This is a genomic window from Amycolatopsis sp. NPDC051716 (assembly GCF_040681595.1).
Lineage (GTDB): Bacteria > Actinomycetota > Actinomycetes > Mycobacteriales > Pseudonocardiaceae > Amycolatopsis.
In genome coordinates this window covers 1-14,292 of record NZ_JBFAZA010000035.1, presented here as the reverse complement: position 1 = coordinate 14,292, position 14,292 = coordinate 1, and the positions used below count along the sequence as shown (strand labels likewise).

General features: G+C 72.5%; 14 protein-coding genes. 11 read left to right on the top strand and 3 right to left on the bottom strand.

Annotated elements, in window-relative coordinates; genetic code table 11:
• Positions 1–8: 8 nt before the first annotated feature.
• The 4 genes from panD to AB0M30_RS36315 all read left to right on the top strand — a co-directional run bounded on the left by panD (position 9) and on the right by AB0M30_RS36315 (position 2,734).
• Positions 9–422: an aspartate 1-decarboxylase gene (gene panD, locus AB0M30_RS36330; RefSeq protein ID WP_364593619.1), complete on the top strand. Its 414-nt coding sequence runs from the start codon at positions 9–11 to the stop codon at positions 420–422.
• Positions 423–503: 81 nt separating this feature from the next.
• On the top strand, positions 504–1,523 hold the full coding sequence (locus AB0M30_RS36325) for an ABC transporter substrate-binding protein (protein ID WP_364593616.1): 1,020 nt from the start codon (positions 504–506) through the stop codon (positions 1,521–1,523).
• 11 nt (positions 1,524–1,534) lie between these two features.
• The gene (locus AB0M30_RS36320; RefSeq protein ID WP_103342543.1) at positions 1,535–1,744 is read left to right on the top strand and encodes an MbtH family protein; all 210 of its coding nucleotides are present in this window, start codon (positions 1,535–1,537) and stop codon (positions 1,742–1,744) included.
• Between the two features lie 114 nt (positions 1,745–1,858).
• On the top strand, positions 1,859–2,734 hold the full coding sequence (locus AB0M30_RS36315) for an RICIN domain-containing protein (RefSeq protein ID WP_364593612.1): 876 nt from the start codon (positions 1,859–1,861) through the stop codon (positions 2,732–2,734).
• A 43-nt stretch (positions 2,735–2,777) separates the two neighbouring features.
• On the opposite strand, the gene AB0M30_RS36310 is transcribed toward AB0M30_RS36315, so the two are convergent.
• Genes AB0M30_RS36310 through AB0M30_RS36300 form a run of 3 tightly spaced genes read right to left on the bottom strand, consistent with a single transcriptional unit; the run spans position 2,778 to position 7,110 of the window.
• Positions 2,778–4,529 carry an ABC transporter ATP-binding protein gene (locus tag AB0M30_RS36310; RefSeq protein WP_364593609.1) on the bottom strand — a complete coding sequence of 584 codons (1,752 nt, stop codon included), beginning with the start codon at positions 4,527–4,529 and terminating at the stop codon, positions 2,778–2,780.
• Complete coding sequence (locus AB0M30_RS36305) at positions 4,526–6,196, bottom strand: ABC transporter ATP-binding protein (protein ID WP_364593606.1); 1,671 nt, start codon at positions 6,194–6,196, stop codon at positions 4,526–4,528. The genes AB0M30_RS36310 and AB0M30_RS36305 overlap by 4 nt, the downstream gene beginning before the upstream one ends.
• A gap of 53 nt (positions 6,197–6,249) precedes the next feature.
• Positions 6,250–7,110 (bottom strand): hypothetical protein, encoded by an 861-nt coding sequence (locus tag AB0M30_RS36300; protein ID WP_364593603.1) that lies wholly within the window; start codon positions 7,108–7,110, stop codon positions 6,250–6,252.
• Positions 7,111–7,154: 44 nt separating this feature from the next.
• Here AB0M30_RS36300 and AB0M30_RS36295 point away from each other — a divergent pair, with 44 nt between their 5' ends.
• The 7 genes from AB0M30_RS36295 (at position 7,155) to AB0M30_RS36265 (ending at position 14,202) form a co-directional block, all read left to right on the top strand.
• Positions 7,155–7,667, top strand: coding sequence for a DinB family protein (locus AB0M30_RS36295; protein ID WP_364593600.1), 513 nt, complete (start codon positions 7,155–7,157; stop codon positions 7,665–7,667).
• A 999-nt stretch (positions 7,668–8,666) separates the two neighbouring features.
• Positions 8,667–9,695, top strand: coding sequence for a hypothetical protein (locus AB0M30_RS36290; protein ID WP_364593597.1), 1,029 nt, complete (start codon positions 8,667–8,669; stop codon positions 9,693–9,695).
• Between the two features lie 68 nt (positions 9,696–9,763).
• On the top strand, positions 9,764–10,474 hold the full coding sequence (locus AB0M30_RS36285) for an MBL fold metallo-hydrolase (RefSeq protein ID WP_364593595.1): 711 nt from the start codon (positions 9,764–9,766) through the stop codon (positions 10,472–10,474).
• Between the two features lie 126 nt (positions 10,475–10,600).
• Positions 10,601–11,419, top strand: a complete 819-nt coding sequence (locus tag AB0M30_RS36280) for an ABC transporter permease (RefSeq protein ID WP_364593592.1) — start codon at positions 10,601–10,603, stop codon at positions 11,417–11,419.
• On the top strand, positions 11,404–12,108 hold the full coding sequence (locus tag AB0M30_RS36275; RefSeq protein ID WP_364593589.1) for an ABC transporter ATP-binding protein: 705 nt from the start codon (positions 11,404–11,406) through the stop codon (positions 12,106–12,108). The genes AB0M30_RS36280 and AB0M30_RS36275 overlap by 16 nt, the downstream gene beginning before the upstream one ends.
• Positions 12,095–13,102, top strand: a complete 1,008-nt coding sequence (locus AB0M30_RS36270) for an ABC transporter substrate-binding protein (protein WP_364593586.1) — start codon at positions 12,095–12,097, stop codon at positions 13,100–13,102. The genes AB0M30_RS36275 and AB0M30_RS36270 overlap by 14 nt, the downstream gene beginning before the upstream one ends.
• The gene (locus AB0M30_RS36265; RefSeq protein WP_364593583.1) at positions 13,099–14,202 is read left to right on the top strand and encodes an LLM class flavin-dependent oxidoreductase; all 1,104 of its coding nucleotides are present in this window, start codon (positions 13,099–13,101) and stop codon (positions 14,200–14,202) included. The genes AB0M30_RS36270 and AB0M30_RS36265 overlap by 4 nt, the downstream gene beginning before the upstream one ends.
• Positions 14,203–14,292 lie beyond the last annotated feature (90 nt).

Sequence of the window (14,292 nt, the reverse complement as noted above, 5' to 3'; positions counted from 1 at the left end):
GAGTAGACGTGCACCGCACCCTGATGAACGCCAAGATCCACCGCGCCACCGTCACCCAGGCCGACCTGCACTACGTCGGCTCGCTGACCATCGACGCGGACCTGATGGCCGCCGCGGACATCGTCGAGGGCGAACGCGTCCAGGTCGTCGACATCACCAACGGCGCCCGGCTGGAGACCTACGCCATCACCGGCGAACCGGGCTCCGGCGTGATCGGCGTCAACGGTGCGGCCGCGCACCTCGTGCACCCCGGTGACCTCGTCATCATCATCACCTACGCCCAGGTCGCGGAAGCCGAGCGCGCCGGGCACCGGCCGCGGGTGGTGCACGTGGACGCGGACAACCGGCAGGTCCACCTGGGACACGACCCGGCCGAGCCGGTGCCCGGTGCTTCCGCGCAGCTGTCCGGCCGTGGGCGTTGACACAGCGCGGTCCGGACAGTTGCTTTTGAGAGGCTGCCCTAAATAAGGTGTGCCTATCCTAAAGCTCTGCGAGAGGGAGTCATGTCCGTGTTCCAAGCTGCCGGGCTCAGCCGGCGTGGTTTCCTGATCGGGGCGGGCGGCGTTGCGGCCGCCGCGGCCCTCACCGCGTGCGGCAGCGGCGGCAAGCCGGCGGCCGGCTCTTCCGGCCCGTGGGAGTTCACCGACGACCGCGGTCAGAAGGCTTCGCGTGACCAGCGTCCGGCGCGGGTGGTGGCCTACGCCAGCTCGGCCGCGGCGCTCTGGGACTACGGCGTCCGCCCGGCCGGCGTGTTCGGCCCGCAGAAGACGGCCGCCGGCGGCAAGGAGATCCAGGCCGGCAACATCGACCTGAACGCCGTCACCTCGATCGGCAACGCCTGGGACGACTTCAGCATGGAGAAGTTCGCCGCGCTCAAGCCGGACCTGGTCGTCACCGGCCTGACCGGCACCAAGCCGACGGACATGTGGGTGCTCACCGACGACCTCGGCCCCAAGGTGCAGCAGATCGCCCCGATCGTCGCGCTCTCGGAATACAAGGTCACGCTGCCCAAGGTGATCGAGCGCTACGCGCAGCTGGCCGTCGCGCTGGGTGGCGACGCGAACTCGGACACCATGCAGAAGGCCAAGGCCGACTTCGAGAAGGCGTCGGAGGACCTGCGTGCGGCGGCGAAGGAGAAGGCCGGGCTCAAGGTCCTGGTGCTGTACGGCGACAAGGACGGCCTGTACATCGCGAAGCCGGACTTCTTCGCCGACCTCGCGTACTACCGCGAACTCGGCCTGGACATCGTCTCCGGCGGCGGCAGCGAGGACTACTGGGAGCAGCTGTCCTGGGAGCAGGCGGGCAAGTACCCGGCGGACCTGATCCTGACCGACTCGCGCTCGTACGCCCTGCCGCGTGCCCAGATGACGCAGTTCCCGACCTGGAACCAGCTGCCCGCGGTCAAGGCGAACCAGCTCGGCGACTGGTCGGCCGAGCCGCGCTTCAACCACCTGCTCGCCACGCCGGTCATCCAGAAGCTGACCGCGCTGGTCAAGGGCGCCCGCACGGACATCACCGCCTGAGGAGGCCCGCGATGACCAACCCGTTCGAAGACCCCGACGGCACGTACTTGGTCCTGGTGAACGCCGAGAACCAGCACAGCCTGTGGCCGGAGTCCACCGACGTCCCGGCCGGCTGGACGGTCACCTTCGGCCCGTCGTCCCGCCAGGCGTGCCTGGACCACGTGGAAGCGAACTGGACGGACATGCGTCCCAAGTCCCTGGCCGACGCCATGGACGCCTGACCACCTCCCGCACGGCACGCCGGAAGCCGGTCGGCTTCCGGCGTGTCCTCCATTCAGCCCCGGCACCATTAATTCGGTGTCCCCCTGTCTTGCAGGATCGGTATCGTCCGCCGGGTGAAAATCGCATCTCGCATCTTCGCCGTCATCGCGGCAGCAGTGACAATGGGAATGGGAGTCACGGCTCCCGCGATGGCGGAAACCAATCAGACGATCGAAATCAAGAATGTCGCCTTGGGCAAATGTCTTGCCGTCGGGGCGCCGACCTATGCCTGGGTGACCGTAGCGGACTGCACCGGCGCGGAAACCCAGCAGTGGGAGCGGATCCGCGTGGACGGCGACAAGGTGATGCTCCGCAACCTCGGCGACCGAACCTGTGTGGAGGGCCTCAACAACCTCGTCCGCTTCGAATGCGACGACGAGAACGAGGATCAGTACTGGGTGCTCGGCGGCGAGAAGCTGACGAAAGCCAAGACGGGCCAGGTGGCCGATACGTACCTGTACGACAACTTCGGCGTGTTCCTGCAGGACGCGAACGGCCGGGACCACCAGCGGTGGCAGGTCAGCGTCACCGGTGACGCGCCGGCTCCGCCGGCCGATACCAGCGGCCAGGTCGTCCAGCTCAAGAGCGTGTCGGAGCACAAGTGCGCCGCCGCCAGTGGCACCGCCGTGCAGTTGCCGGCCTGCACCGCTGCGGTGGAACAGAAGTTCCAGCGGGTCGAGCTGGGCGACGGCGTGGTTCAGCTGCGCAACCTCGCGTCCGGCACTTGCCTGCGCACCGGAGCGTCCGGACTGCCACGCGTCGATCTGGTGAGTGCCTGCGCTTCGAACGACCCGGCGCAGCAGTGGCGGATCGAGCCGGACCTGATCGGCACGGTCCGGGTGCGCAACGTCGCCGGCGGCAACTACCTCACGCCGCGCACCAACGACATCACGACTTACGAGCGCACTTCCCTGGCGAATTGGCAGAAGTGGAGCCTCGCCGTCGCCTGACCTGTTCGACCACGGTGCCGGCCGGGATCGGCCGGCACCGGCGTCAAGCGCGCTGGCCGGACCAGGCTTCCCACAGCTTCGCGTACTGACCACCGGCGGCGACCAGGTCTTCGTGGGTTCCGGACTCCACGACCGCACCCGCGTCGAGGACCACGATCCGGTCGGACGCCGCCGCCTGGGTCAGGCGGTGGGCGACCACCAGGGCCGTGCGACCCTCCAAGGCCGCCGCGGCCGCCGTTTCCAGGACCTTCGATCCCGCGCTGCCCGCCTCGGCCGTGGCTTCGTCGAGGATCGCGATCGGCGGGTCGGCCAGCACCAGCCGGACCAGGGCCAGCTGCTGCGCCTGCGTCACCGTCAGCTGGTGCCCGCCTTCGCCGACCACGGTGGCCAGCCCGGAGGGAAGCGACGAAACCCAGGTCAGCGCGCCCACCTTGGCCAGCGCGGCCCGCAACTCGGCGTCGGTCGCCGACGGGCGGGCGAGCCGCAGGTCCTCGGCCAGCGGGCCCGCGAAGACGTGGACCTCCTGGCTGATCAGCCCCACCGCCCGGCGCGTGGCCTCCGGCCCCAGCTCGGCCAGCGACACCCCGCCGAGGGTCACCGAGCCGGTGTCCGGGCGGTGGATACCGGCGATCAGCTTGGCCAGCGTCGTCTTCCCGGCCCCGCTCGCGCCGACCAGCGCCACCCGTTCGCCGGGTGCGACACCGAGGTCGACGTCCCGCAGCACCGGATGACCGTCCACATAGGAGTATCCGATGCCCGCCGTCTTCACCGACGCGTCCACCGGCCGTGCCGGCTGCGCGGGCGACGGCTCGGCCGGCAGGTCGGCGACGCCGATCAGCCGCGCGAGGCTGGCCGCGGCCGCCTGGGCGTCGTCGACCAGCGCGAGCGCCGTCGTGATCGGCCCGAACAGGCTGTGGAAGTACAACGCCGCCGCCGTCGCGACACCGACCGTCACCGCGTTCGCGCCCACCAGCAGGAACCCGAGTGCCAGCACCGCCGACAGCCCGACGAACTCGGCCAGGTTGAGCCGCGCGTAGAACCGCGTCACCAAGCGGATTCCCCGCAACGCCAGCGAGACGGCCGCGTCGGACCGGTCCCGCACGCGCTCGAGATGCGTGTCCGCCAGCCGGAACGCGCGGACCGTCTTCGCGCCGCCGATGGTGTCCAGCAGCTGCTGCTGTTGCGCGCCGACCGCCTCGCGCTGGGCCGCGTACAACGGCTTCGCGCGCGGCACGTACCAGCGCACGGTCCACAGCTGGATCGGCACGGCCAGCAGTGCCGCCAGCAGGAACCGCCAGTCCAGGACGGCCAGCGCGCCGAGCGTCAGTACGACCGTCAGCACCGACCGCCCCAGCTCGGGCAGCGCCTGCCGGACGCCCTCGGCGACCACCGAGACGTCGTTCGTCACGCGGGCGGTGAGGTCGCCGGACCCGGCGCGCTCGAGCTGCTCGAGCGGCAGGCCCAGCGCGCGTTCGACGAAGCGTTCGCGCAGCTCGGCCAGGATCGTCTCGCCCAGCCGCGCCACCAGCGACACGCCGATCGCGGTCGCCACCGCCTGCGCCACCGCGACGAGCACCAGGCCCGCGATCGGCGTGACCAGCTCGGTGGCCGGGCGGCGCGTGGCGACCAGGTCGACGACCCGGCCGAGCAGTGGCGCGGTCAGCAGGCCGATCGCGGTGGCCGCGACGAGCATCGTGAACGCGGCCGCCGCCCGGCCTTTCGCCCGGCCGGCGAGCTCCCCGAGGACGGCGCGGATCCGGCGGCCGTCGGCCACGGGGAGGAGTTCGCGGGTCAAGACAGCACCGCCGCTCGGTAGTCGGGACGGCCGGCCAGCTCGGCGTGCCGGCCTTCGCCCGCGACCCGCCCGTCGTCGAGCAGCACGACGCGGTCGGTGGCGGCCAGCAGCGCCGGGCTGGTGGTCACGAGGATCGTGGTGCGGCCGCGCCGCAGTTCGGCGAGCCCGGCGGCGATCCGCGCCTCGGTGACCGTGTCGACGGCGGTCGTCGGGTCGTGCAGCACCAGCACCGGCGCGTCGGCGGCGAGCGCCCGGGCGAGCGCGACCCGCTGCCGCTGCCCACCCGAGAGCGACCGGCCGCGTTCGGTGACGGCGGTCGCGACGCCGTCGGGCAGCGCGCTCGCCACCTCGTCGACGGCGGCCGCGGTCATCGCTTCGGCGGTCTTCGGCCCGGTGGCCACGTTCTCGGCGACCGTCCCGGCGAACAGGTCCGCGTCGTGCGCCGCGACCAGCACCACCTCGCGGACCCGGCTGGGATCCACTGTGGACAGATCGACCGAGTCGACCGACACCGAGCCGCCCGCCGGATCGGCGGCGCGGCCCAGGCAGTCCAGGAGGTCGGTCGCCGCGGCCGGGTCGGTGGCCACCACGCCCAGCAGCTCGCCCGGGCGTGCTTCGAAACCGACGTCGCGCAAGGCGCCGCGGTTCAGCGCGGACAGCTTGACGTGCCCGGCCACCGGAACCGGCAGTGCCGCGTCCCCAGCGCCGACGGCGTGGGCGGCGTTCAGCACTTCGGCGATCCGCGCGGCCGACGCCCGGCCCTGCGCCAGCTCGCCGTTGACCCACGAGAAGATGCTGAACGGCGTGATCAGGTACTGCGCGAGCCCGACCGCGGCGACCAGGTCGCCGACGCTGATGTCGCCGGCCGCGGCGAGGTTGCCGCCGACGAGGGCGACGACGGCGATGAAGATCCCGGTGAGCGCCAGCAGGGCGCCGTTGTGCCAGGCCTGGGCGCGGGCCGCGCGCAGCGTCGCCCGCAGGGAGTCCTGGCTGGTCCGCCGGTAGCGGGCGACGGCGGCGCGTTCGGCGCCGACCCCCTTGAGCACGCGCAGCCCGGCGACGAGGTCGGTGGCGACGCCGGAGGCGAACGCCGACCGCTCCTGCTCGGCCTCGCTCCGGCGTTCCAGGGGCTTTCCGATCAGGTGCGCCAGGTACAGCATCGGCGGCGTGCCGAGCAGCACGAGCAGGCCGAGCGGCAGCGACATGGTGAGCAGCACGACGGCGCTGACCAGCAGCCCGGCCAGCCCGGCGACGCCGAAGGGCAGGACGCCGTTGACCGTGCCGACGCGTTTGGCGTCCGACGTCCCGATGCTCACCAGTTCGCCGGCGAGGGTGCCGGAACCGGCCACGCCGCCGGGGTGCAGCACCCGGCGTCCGACATCGAGGCGGAGGTCGTGGGCCGCGCGTTCGGCGGCGCGCTCGCCGAAGCGGGCCCCGAGGCGGTAGCTGGTCGACAGCGCGGCGAAGAGCACGCCCAACACCGCCAGCCAGAACAGGAGTGTGCCCACCGAGCCGCCCGCGACGGCCTGGTCGATCACCACGCCGATCACCACCGGGACCAGCGCTTCGCCGCCTTGGTGGCCCGCGGTCAGCAGCGCCGCGAGCGCCACCGATCGTCGTTGCCCGGCGATCGACCGGCGGAGGACCTGCCGTCCCGTCGTGCTCACCCGCGCCTCCCTCTCCAGAGCTGGGATAGGTAAGGCTAGTCTAAGTAAAGAAGTTACGGGAGCACGGTCGGCTTCGTCTCAGTCCGCGGTTCGGTCGCCGGTTCGCCGAACCGGGCCAGCGCGAGCGCGGCCACCACGGCGAGGGCGAACCCGGCGACGGCGACCAGCGCGAAGCCGGGCCGGGTGCGGTCGCCGAGCGCCAGCACGCCGACCAATGACGGGAACACCGTCTCGCCGAGCACCATCATCGCGGTCGAGGTGGTCACGCTCCCGCGCTGCAACGCCGTCGCGTAGAAGAGCATCGCCAGCCCGCCGGCGACCGCGACGGTGTAGGTCGCGGGGTCGGTGAGCAGGTCGAGCGGCGCGAGGCTGGGGATGATCCGGCCGGCGATCGCGACGACGCCGAAGCACAGCCCGGCGACGAGCCCGAGCGCCGGCGTCCGGATCCGGCGGTTCGCCTTGCCCGCGACGATCCCGGCCGCGGCGAGGACGGCGACCGCACCGATCAGCGTCAACCGGAAGCCGAGCCCGACCGGGTCCGAGCCTTCGCTTTCGGCGGCGGCGCCGAGCAGGGCGAGGCCGGCGCACACGACGCCGACGGCCACCCATTCGCGGCGGCCGAGCCGCACGCCGAGGAACCGCGCGCAGACGGCGGTCACGGCGAGGCTCGCGGCGAGCGCGGCCTGCACGACGAACAGCGGCAGGACGTGGAGGGCCACGATCTGCGCGACGAACCCGAGGACGTCGAGGGAGAGACCGAGCACGAACTTCCCCTGGCCGAGCACGCGGACCAGCAGTTTCGGGTCGACCCCGTCGGCACCGGTGTCCGTGGCCCGGGCGGCGACCGACTGCATCACCGAAGCCACGCCGTACGCGCATGCCGCGCCCAAGGCGCAGAGCAGTCCCCACCACATGCGGGTCACTCTATTTTGTCGGTCCACTGAGGTACGGTGCGGCCATGTCGAACACGAGTTCGAAGACGCACCGCCACTGGCCCGCCCCGGTGGCGGCCGACGAGCTGCGCCTGTCGCTGGACTTCCTGCAGTTCCTGCGCGCGACGGCGGTGAACAAGCTGGCGGGGCTGACGGTGCCGCAGGCCACGGCGGCGCCACTGCCCGCATCGCCGCGGATGAGCGCACTGGGCGTGGTGAAGCACCTGACGGCGGTGGAGCGCTGGTGGCTGGCGATCGAGGCGGGCGGAGCGGATCTGCCGTCCCTGTGGGCGGGGAGCCCGGACCCGAGCTGGGACATCGGTCCGGAGGACACCCCGGCATCGGTGGTGGCGGCGTACAAGGCGGAGTGGGCCCGGGTGGAGAAGGCCCTGCGCGGACTGGCCCCGGACGACCGGACGCGCCGGCGATCGGAGTTCACGGTGCGATGGGTGCTGGCCCACGTGGTGCAGGAGACGGCACGGCATGTGGGGCATCTGGATGTGCTGCGCGAGCTGGCGGACGGGGAGGTGGGTGAGTGACGGAGAGGTGAGCAGGCGGTGGTGGGGGAGGAAGGAGACGGCGGGCCGGGTTTCGGTGCGGGTTGCCGGTTGCCGGCTTGCCTGACCTGACCAGCCTTCGCTCGGGTCGCTCGGCCTGCTCGGCTCGCCCTGGCGTGGCCTGGCTGAGCTCGGCCTGGCTTGGCCGAGGGTGTCTCGGCTCGGGCGGGTTCTGCTCGGCCCGGCTGGGCTGCTGGCCCGGTTGGCCCGGTTGGCTCGACCTGGGGTGCCCCGGCTCGGCCCGGCTCGGCCCGGCTCGGCCTGGCCCGGCTCGGCCTGGCCTGGCTCGGCCTGGCTCGGCTCGGCCTGGCTTGGCCTGGCTTGGCCTGGCTCGGCTCGGTCCGGCTCGGCCTGGCCCGGCTCGGCTCGGCCTGGCTCGGCTCGGCTCGACTCGGCCCGGCCCGGTCGGGCTGGCTGGCCCGGATGGCTTGGCTTGGGGTGCCTGGGGGTCGGGCCGGTTCGACCCGGCTCGCCTGGCTTGGCCCGGGGTGTCTCGGCCCGGCCCGGCCCGGCTTGCCTTGCCCGGTTGGCTTGGCCTGGGGTGCCTTGGGCCGATTCGGCCCGGCCTGGCTCACCTGGCCCGGCTGACCAGCCTGGTGCGGCTGGGTTGGTTCGGCTGGGCGCGGCCCGGGGTCTCGTCTCGGACTGGCTCGGCTCGGGCAGCCGGTGGCCGACTTCCCAGCCGGCTCCAGGAGAACCGATGCGGTCCAGCCAAGAGCGGCGCAGCGCAGTCCGGAGTGGGAGGCGGGCTTCCGCCGGGAAAACCGGGTGACAAGCGCCGCTACCCTGGATTCGTGGCCGTCGTCGCGGAGTACCGCCGATTTACCGGCCCCCTGGCCCCTTCCGGGTGCCTGCGGGGTTCCGGGGCCATGGCCGCAGCCGACACTGCCTGAGCCGGCACCGCCTGAACCGACCTCGCCGGGTGTCCGGGGCCAGGGGGGAACCGCCCCCAGCCGTCCCGTTCACCCCGGAGGTTCCGTCATGCCCGAAACACTCACCCCCGCCCAGCTCGCCCGCGACCTCGCCGTCCGTGATCTCACCGATCCGGCCGCCGGGCCGCACGCCATCCAGCTCGTCGTCGAGCAAGCCGTCGAGGCCGTCGCCGCGCTCTGGTCCTGTGCTGTCCGGCGGCACCCGGGCGAGCGCATCGTCACCGTCGCCGACAACTACGACCACCTCGGCTACCACCCCGCCGACGTCACGCGCGACGCCCGCTACACCCGGTACGTAGACGACCGGCACGTCCTGCGCAGCCATTCCTCCGCGATGATCCCCGCCGCGCTGCGGTCCCTGGCCGCGAACCCCGCCGACGACGTGCTGCTCGTCTGCGCGGGCGTCGTCTACCGCCGGGACAGCATCGACCGGCTGCACAGCGGCACGCCCCACCAGCTCGACCTGTGGCGGATCACCCGCGGCCCCACCACCCGCGCCGACCTCGAGGAGATGGCCGGCGCCCTCGTCCCGGACCGCGACGTGAGACTCGAACCCCGCCGGCATCCGTACACAGTGGACGGTGCGCAGCTGGACGTCGGACACGAGGGTGCATGGGTGGAAGTCGCCGAGTGCGGGCGGGTGCACCCCGCCGTCCTGGCAGGCGCCGGGCTCGGGGACGGCTGGTCCGGGCTCGCTCTCGGCCTGGGCCTCGACCGGATGCTGATGCTGCGGAAGGGCATCCCGGACATCCGGCTGCTGCGCGAAACCGACCCGGCGGTCGCCGCCCAGATGACCGACCTCGCGCCCTACCGCCCGGTCTCCGCCCTGCCGCCGGTGCGCCGCGACCTCTCGATCGCCGTCGACGCCCACGATCGCGCCGAGGACCTCGGCGACCGCGTCCGCGACGCCCTCGGCGAAGACGCCGGCGTCGTCGAGGCGGTCGAGATCCGGCAGGAGACGCCGTACGCCCTGCTCCCACCCGCCTGGGCGCCCGCGCGGACCAGAAGAACCTTCTGGTCCGCCTGGTGCTCAGACCCCTGGCCACGACACTGTCCGACGCCGAGGCGAACGTCCTGAGAGACCGGGCCTACGCGGCGCTCCACCAGGGAAGCGCCCACGAGTGGACCACCCCGTAGGGTGGGCCCATGGCAGATCGGCTCTACTTCCGGCAGCTGCTCGCCGGGCGGGACTTCGCCGTCGGTGATCCCGTCGCGACGCAGATGGCGAACTTCGCCTACCTGATCGGGGACCGCGAAACCGGGGACGCCGTCATCGTCGATCCCGCCTACGCGGTGCGGGACCTGCTCGACGTCCTGGCGCAGGACGGGATGCGGCTCACCGGCGTGCTGGCGACCCACCACCACCCCGACCATGTCGGCGGCGAAATGCTCGGCTTCTCCCTGCCCGGGATCGCCGAGCTCCTCGCGATCGAACAGGTGCCGATCCACGTCAACGCGGCCGAGACCGAGTGGGTGCGGCGGGTCACCGGCGTGTCCGGCACCGACCTGCGCGCGCACGACCACGACGACGTCCTCGAGGTCGGGGCCATTCCCATCCGGCTGCTGCACACGCCCGGGCACACGCCGGGAAGCCAGTGCTTCCTGGTCGAGGACAAGCTCGTTTCCGGGGACACGCTCTTCCTGGAAGGCTGTGGCCGCACCGACTTCCCGGGCGGTGACGCCGAAGAGATCTACCGCAGCCTGCAGGCGCTCGCCGGGCTGCCCGGCGACCCGGTGGTGCACCCCGGCCACCAGTACTCGGCGGAGCCGTCGGCCGCGCTGTCCGAAGTCAAGCGCACCAACTTCGTCTACCGGCCGCGGTCGCTCGACGAATGGAAGGTCATGTTCGGCGGCTGAAACAAGGGCGTTCCACGGGGTGAAACACCAGGTGTTCACGGAGTGGGCGCCGATTGACTTCGCTTCCCGGGGACCGGAAGGTCGGGACCACGCAATCCCGATCATCCCCGTCCCCGGGAGAAATCCGTGTCGATTTCCACCACGGGCGTGCTCACCCGCGCCCGGAAACGCGCCGCCGAGCCGCCGCGCGCCGCCGTGCGGCGGCCCGATCTCCGGCGCTGGATCAGCCCGGTGGTGCTGCTCGCCGCCTGGCAGATCGCCAGCGCCACCGGCGTCCTGCCGCCCGACAAGCTCAGTGCACCGTGGACGGTCGTGCAGGCGGGCGTCGAGGCCGCGCGCAGCGGCGAACTCGGTGCCGCCTTCGCCGTTTCGCTCGGCCGGGTCGGCGCCGGGTTCGCGCTCGGCGCGGTCGCCGGTGTCCTGCTCGGCATCGTCTCCGGGCTGTCGCGCTGGGGCGAAGCCCTGGTCGACCCGCCGGTGCAGATGCTGCGCACCCTGCCGTTCCTCGGCCTGATCCCGCTGTTCATCCTGTGGTTCGGCATCGGCGAAGAGACGAAGATCGTGCTCGTCGCTCTCGGCGTGGCCTTCCCGCTCTACCTCAACGTCCACTCGGGAATCCGCGGCGCCGACCCGGACCTCGTCGAAGCCTCCCGGGCGCTCGGGTTCAGCCGCGCGGAACGGCTCTGGCACGTCGTCCTGCCCGGCGCGCTGCCGCAAGCGCTCGTCGGGCTGCGGCAGTCGCTCGGCCTCGCCTGGCTCGCGCTGATCGTCGGCGAGACGGTCAACGCCGACGCCGGGGTCGGCTACCTCATCAACAACGCGCGGGAATTCCTGCGCACCGACGTCGTGGTCGTCGGGCTGGTCCTCTACGCCCTGCTCGGCCTGGTCACCGACGCGCTGGTCCGGCTGCTCGAACGGAAGGTGCTGCGGTGGCGAACCCGGTAGCCGAGGTCCACGGCCTCACCAAGCGGTTCGGCGACCGGACCGTCCTCAAGGGACTCGACCTGACCGTCGAGCGCGGCGAATTCGTCGCCCTGCTCGGCCGCAGCGGGTCCGGCAAGTCGACGCTCCTGCGGGTGCTCGCCGGGCTCGACGATGCCGTCGAAGGCGGCGTGGAAGTCACCGGGACCGTCTCGGTCGCGTTCCAGCAGCCGAGACTGCTGCCGTGGCGGAAGGTCTGGCGCAACGTCGTCCTCGGCCTGCGCCAGGACGGTGTCGCGAAGTCCCGCAACCGGACCCTGGCCGAGAAAGCCCTGGCCGAAGTGCACCTGGCCGAGCACGCCGACGACTGGCCGCTCACGCTGTCCGGCGGCGAGGCCCAGCGCGTGTCCCTCGCCCGCGCGCTGGTGCGCGAACCCGATCTGCTGCTGCTCGACGAGCCGTTCGGTGCCCTGGACGCGCTCACCCGGATCTCCATGCACGGCCTGGTCCAGGACCTCTGGCGGCGGCACCGGCCGGGCGTGCTGCTGGTGACCCACGACGTCGACGAGGCGCTGCGGCTCGCCGACCGCGTCCTGGTGCTCGACGGCGGCCGGATCGTGGCCGCGCACCGGCCGCGCGAAACCGCCGATCACGACGACCTCCGCCGCCGCGTGCTGGCCGACCTGGGAGTGACCGAAGATGCTGTGGCGTAAGGGAATACTGGCCGTTGCGGCGGCTCTCGCCGTGTCCGCGTGCGGGACGGCGACCGGCGGCGAAGCTCCGGTGCCGGCCGCGGTGAGCGCGGCCGATCTGGCGAAGGTGACGCTCAAGGTGGGCGACCAGAAGGGTGGCGTGAAATCCCTGCTCACCGCGGCGAACCTGCTGCAGGGGACGCCGTACAAGATCGAATGGGCGACCTTCACCTCGGGCCCGCCGCTGCTCGAGGCCGCCTCGGCCGGCGCCATCGACACCGGGCGCGTCGGCAACACGCCGCCGATCTTCGCGGCCGCCGCGAAGGCGAAGATCAAGGTGGTCAGCGTGTCGCGCAGCAACGTCGAGCGGGAAGCCGTGCTCGTGCCGCCGGACTCGCCGCTGCGGGACGTCGCTTCGCTGAAGGGCAGGACGATCGGCGTCGCCAAGGGCTCGTCGGCGCACGGGCAGCTGCTGAACACGCTGCACCGCAACGGTTTGTCCACCCAGGACGTGAAGCTGACCTTCCTGCAGCCGGCCGAGGCGTACGCCGCGTTCACCCAGCACACGATCGACGCCTGGGCGATCTGGGACCCCTACACCGCGCAGGCGCAGATCGAGGCCCACGCGCGGGTGCTGGCGGACGGCCGCGGCGCGTCGAACGGCCTGGGCTTCCTGGCCGCGAGCACGGCCGCGCTCGGCGACCCCGGCAAGAACTCGGCGCTGCGCGACTTCGCGGTGCGCGTGGTCAAGGCACAGAAGTGGGCCGACACGCACCGCGAAGAGTGGGCGCAGGCGTGGGCCGAGGAGACCGGGCTGAAGCTCGAAGTCGCGCGGAAGGCCGTCGAAGCGGGCCGTGACCTGCCGATCGCGCTGGACGACTCCGTGGTGGCGTCCGAACAGCAGCTCGCGGACGCCTTCACCGACGAGAAGACTTTGCCGGGCAAGGTGGACTTCGCCGCCTTCGCCGACCGGCGGTTCGGTCCCGACCTGGACCAGGCGAGGAGCAACGGATGAGCATCAGGCTGCACTGGTTCCTGCCCACCAGCGGGGACGGCCGCACGATCGTGGAACGCTTCCACGCCAACCGGGCCGCGGGCCCGGCCGCCCAGCGCGACCCGGACCTGGACTACCTGGCCCAGGTCGCCCGCGCCGCCGAGCGGCAGGGTTTCGAGGGCGTGCTGACGCCGACCGGCACGTGGTGCGAGGACGCCTGGCTCACCACGGCCGCGCTGATCCGGGAGACCACCCGGCTGAAGTTCCTGGTCGCGTTCCGCCCGGGCGTCATCTCACCGACGCTCGCCGCACAGATGGCCGGGACGTTCCAGCGCCTGTCGGGCGGCCGGGTGCTGCTCAACATCGTCACCGGCGGCGACGCGGTCGAGCAGCGCCGCTTCGGCGACTGGCACGACCACGACGCCCGGTACGCGCGGACGGACGAATTCCTGACCATCGTGCGCGGGGTCTGGTCCGGCGAGCCGTTCAGCTTCGAAGGCGAGCACCTGCGCGTCGAAGGCGCGACCACGCTGGCCGCGCCGGACCCGGTGCCGCCGATCTACTTCGGCGGCTCGTCCCCGGCCGCGCTGCCGGTCGCGGCGCGGCACGCCGACGTCTACCTGACCTGGGGCGAACCGCCCGCGCAGGTCGCCGAGAAGATCGGCAAGGTCCGCGAGCTGGCCGGCGACCGGCCGATCCGGTTCGGCGTCCGGCTGCACACGATCTCGCGCGACACCTCGGCCGAGGCCTGGGCGGAGGCGCAGAAGCTGCTCGACGCGCTGAGCCCGGAGCAGGTCGCGAAGGCGCAGGCGCAGCTGGCCGCGAGCGAGTCGGTGGGCCAGCAGCGGATGGTGGCGCTGCACGGCGGCCGGACCGACGGCGGCGTCCGCGGGCTGGAGATCCACCCGAACCTGTGGGCGGGCGTCGGCCTCGTGCGCGGCGGTGCGGGGACCGCGCTGGTCGGCAGCCACGAGGAGGTCGCGGACCTGATCGAGGAGTACCACAGCGTCGGGGTGAGCGAGTTCGTGCTGTCGGGCTACCCGCACCTGGAGGAGGCGTACTGGTTCGGCGACGGCGTCCGGCCGGAGCTGGCCCGGCGCGGCCTGCTCAAGGAGTACTAGTGACCCGCACCTGAAATTCGTCGGCAATATCGTGCGAGTGAGTCGATGATCTCTTCGGCGGTCTTGGTCCACACGAACGGCTTGGGGTTC

What these genes read in the sequence shown, in the direction of transcription:
- AB0M30_RS36325 (WP_364593616.1), top strand. Translation starts at nt 504, where the DNA reads ATGTCCGTGTTCCAAGCTGCCGGGCTCAGCCGGCGTGGTTTCCTGATC.
- AB0M30_RS36320 (WP_103342543.1), top strand. Translation starts at nt 1,535, where the DNA reads ATGACCAACCCGTTCGAAGACCCCGACGGCACGTACTTGGTCCTGGTG.
- AB0M30_RS36300 (WP_364593603.1), bottom strand. Translation starts at nt 7,110, where the DNA reads ATGTGGTGGGGACTGCTCTGCGCCTTGGGCGCGGCATGCGCGTACGGC.
- AB0M30_RS36295 (WP_364593600.1), top strand. Translation starts at nt 7,155, where the DNA reads ATGTCGAACACGAGTTCGAAGACGCACCGCCACTGGCCCGCCCCGGTG.
- AB0M30_RS36290 (WP_364593597.1), top strand. Translation starts at nt 8,667, where the DNA reads ATGCCCGAAACACTCACCCCCGCCCAGCTCGCCCGCGACCTCGCCGTC.
- AB0M30_RS36285 (WP_364593595.1), top strand. Translation starts at nt 9,764, where the DNA reads ATGGCAGATCGGCTCTACTTCCGGCAGCTGCTCGCCGGGCGGGACTTC.
- AB0M30_RS36270 (WP_364593586.1), top strand. Translation starts at nt 12,095, where the DNA reads ATGCTGTGGCGTAAGGGAATACTGGCCGTTGCGGCGGCTCTCGCCGTG.
- AB0M30_RS36265 (WP_364593583.1), top strand. Translation starts at nt 13,099, where the DNA reads ATGAGCATCAGGCTGCACTGGTTCCTGCCCACCAGCGGGGACGGCCGC.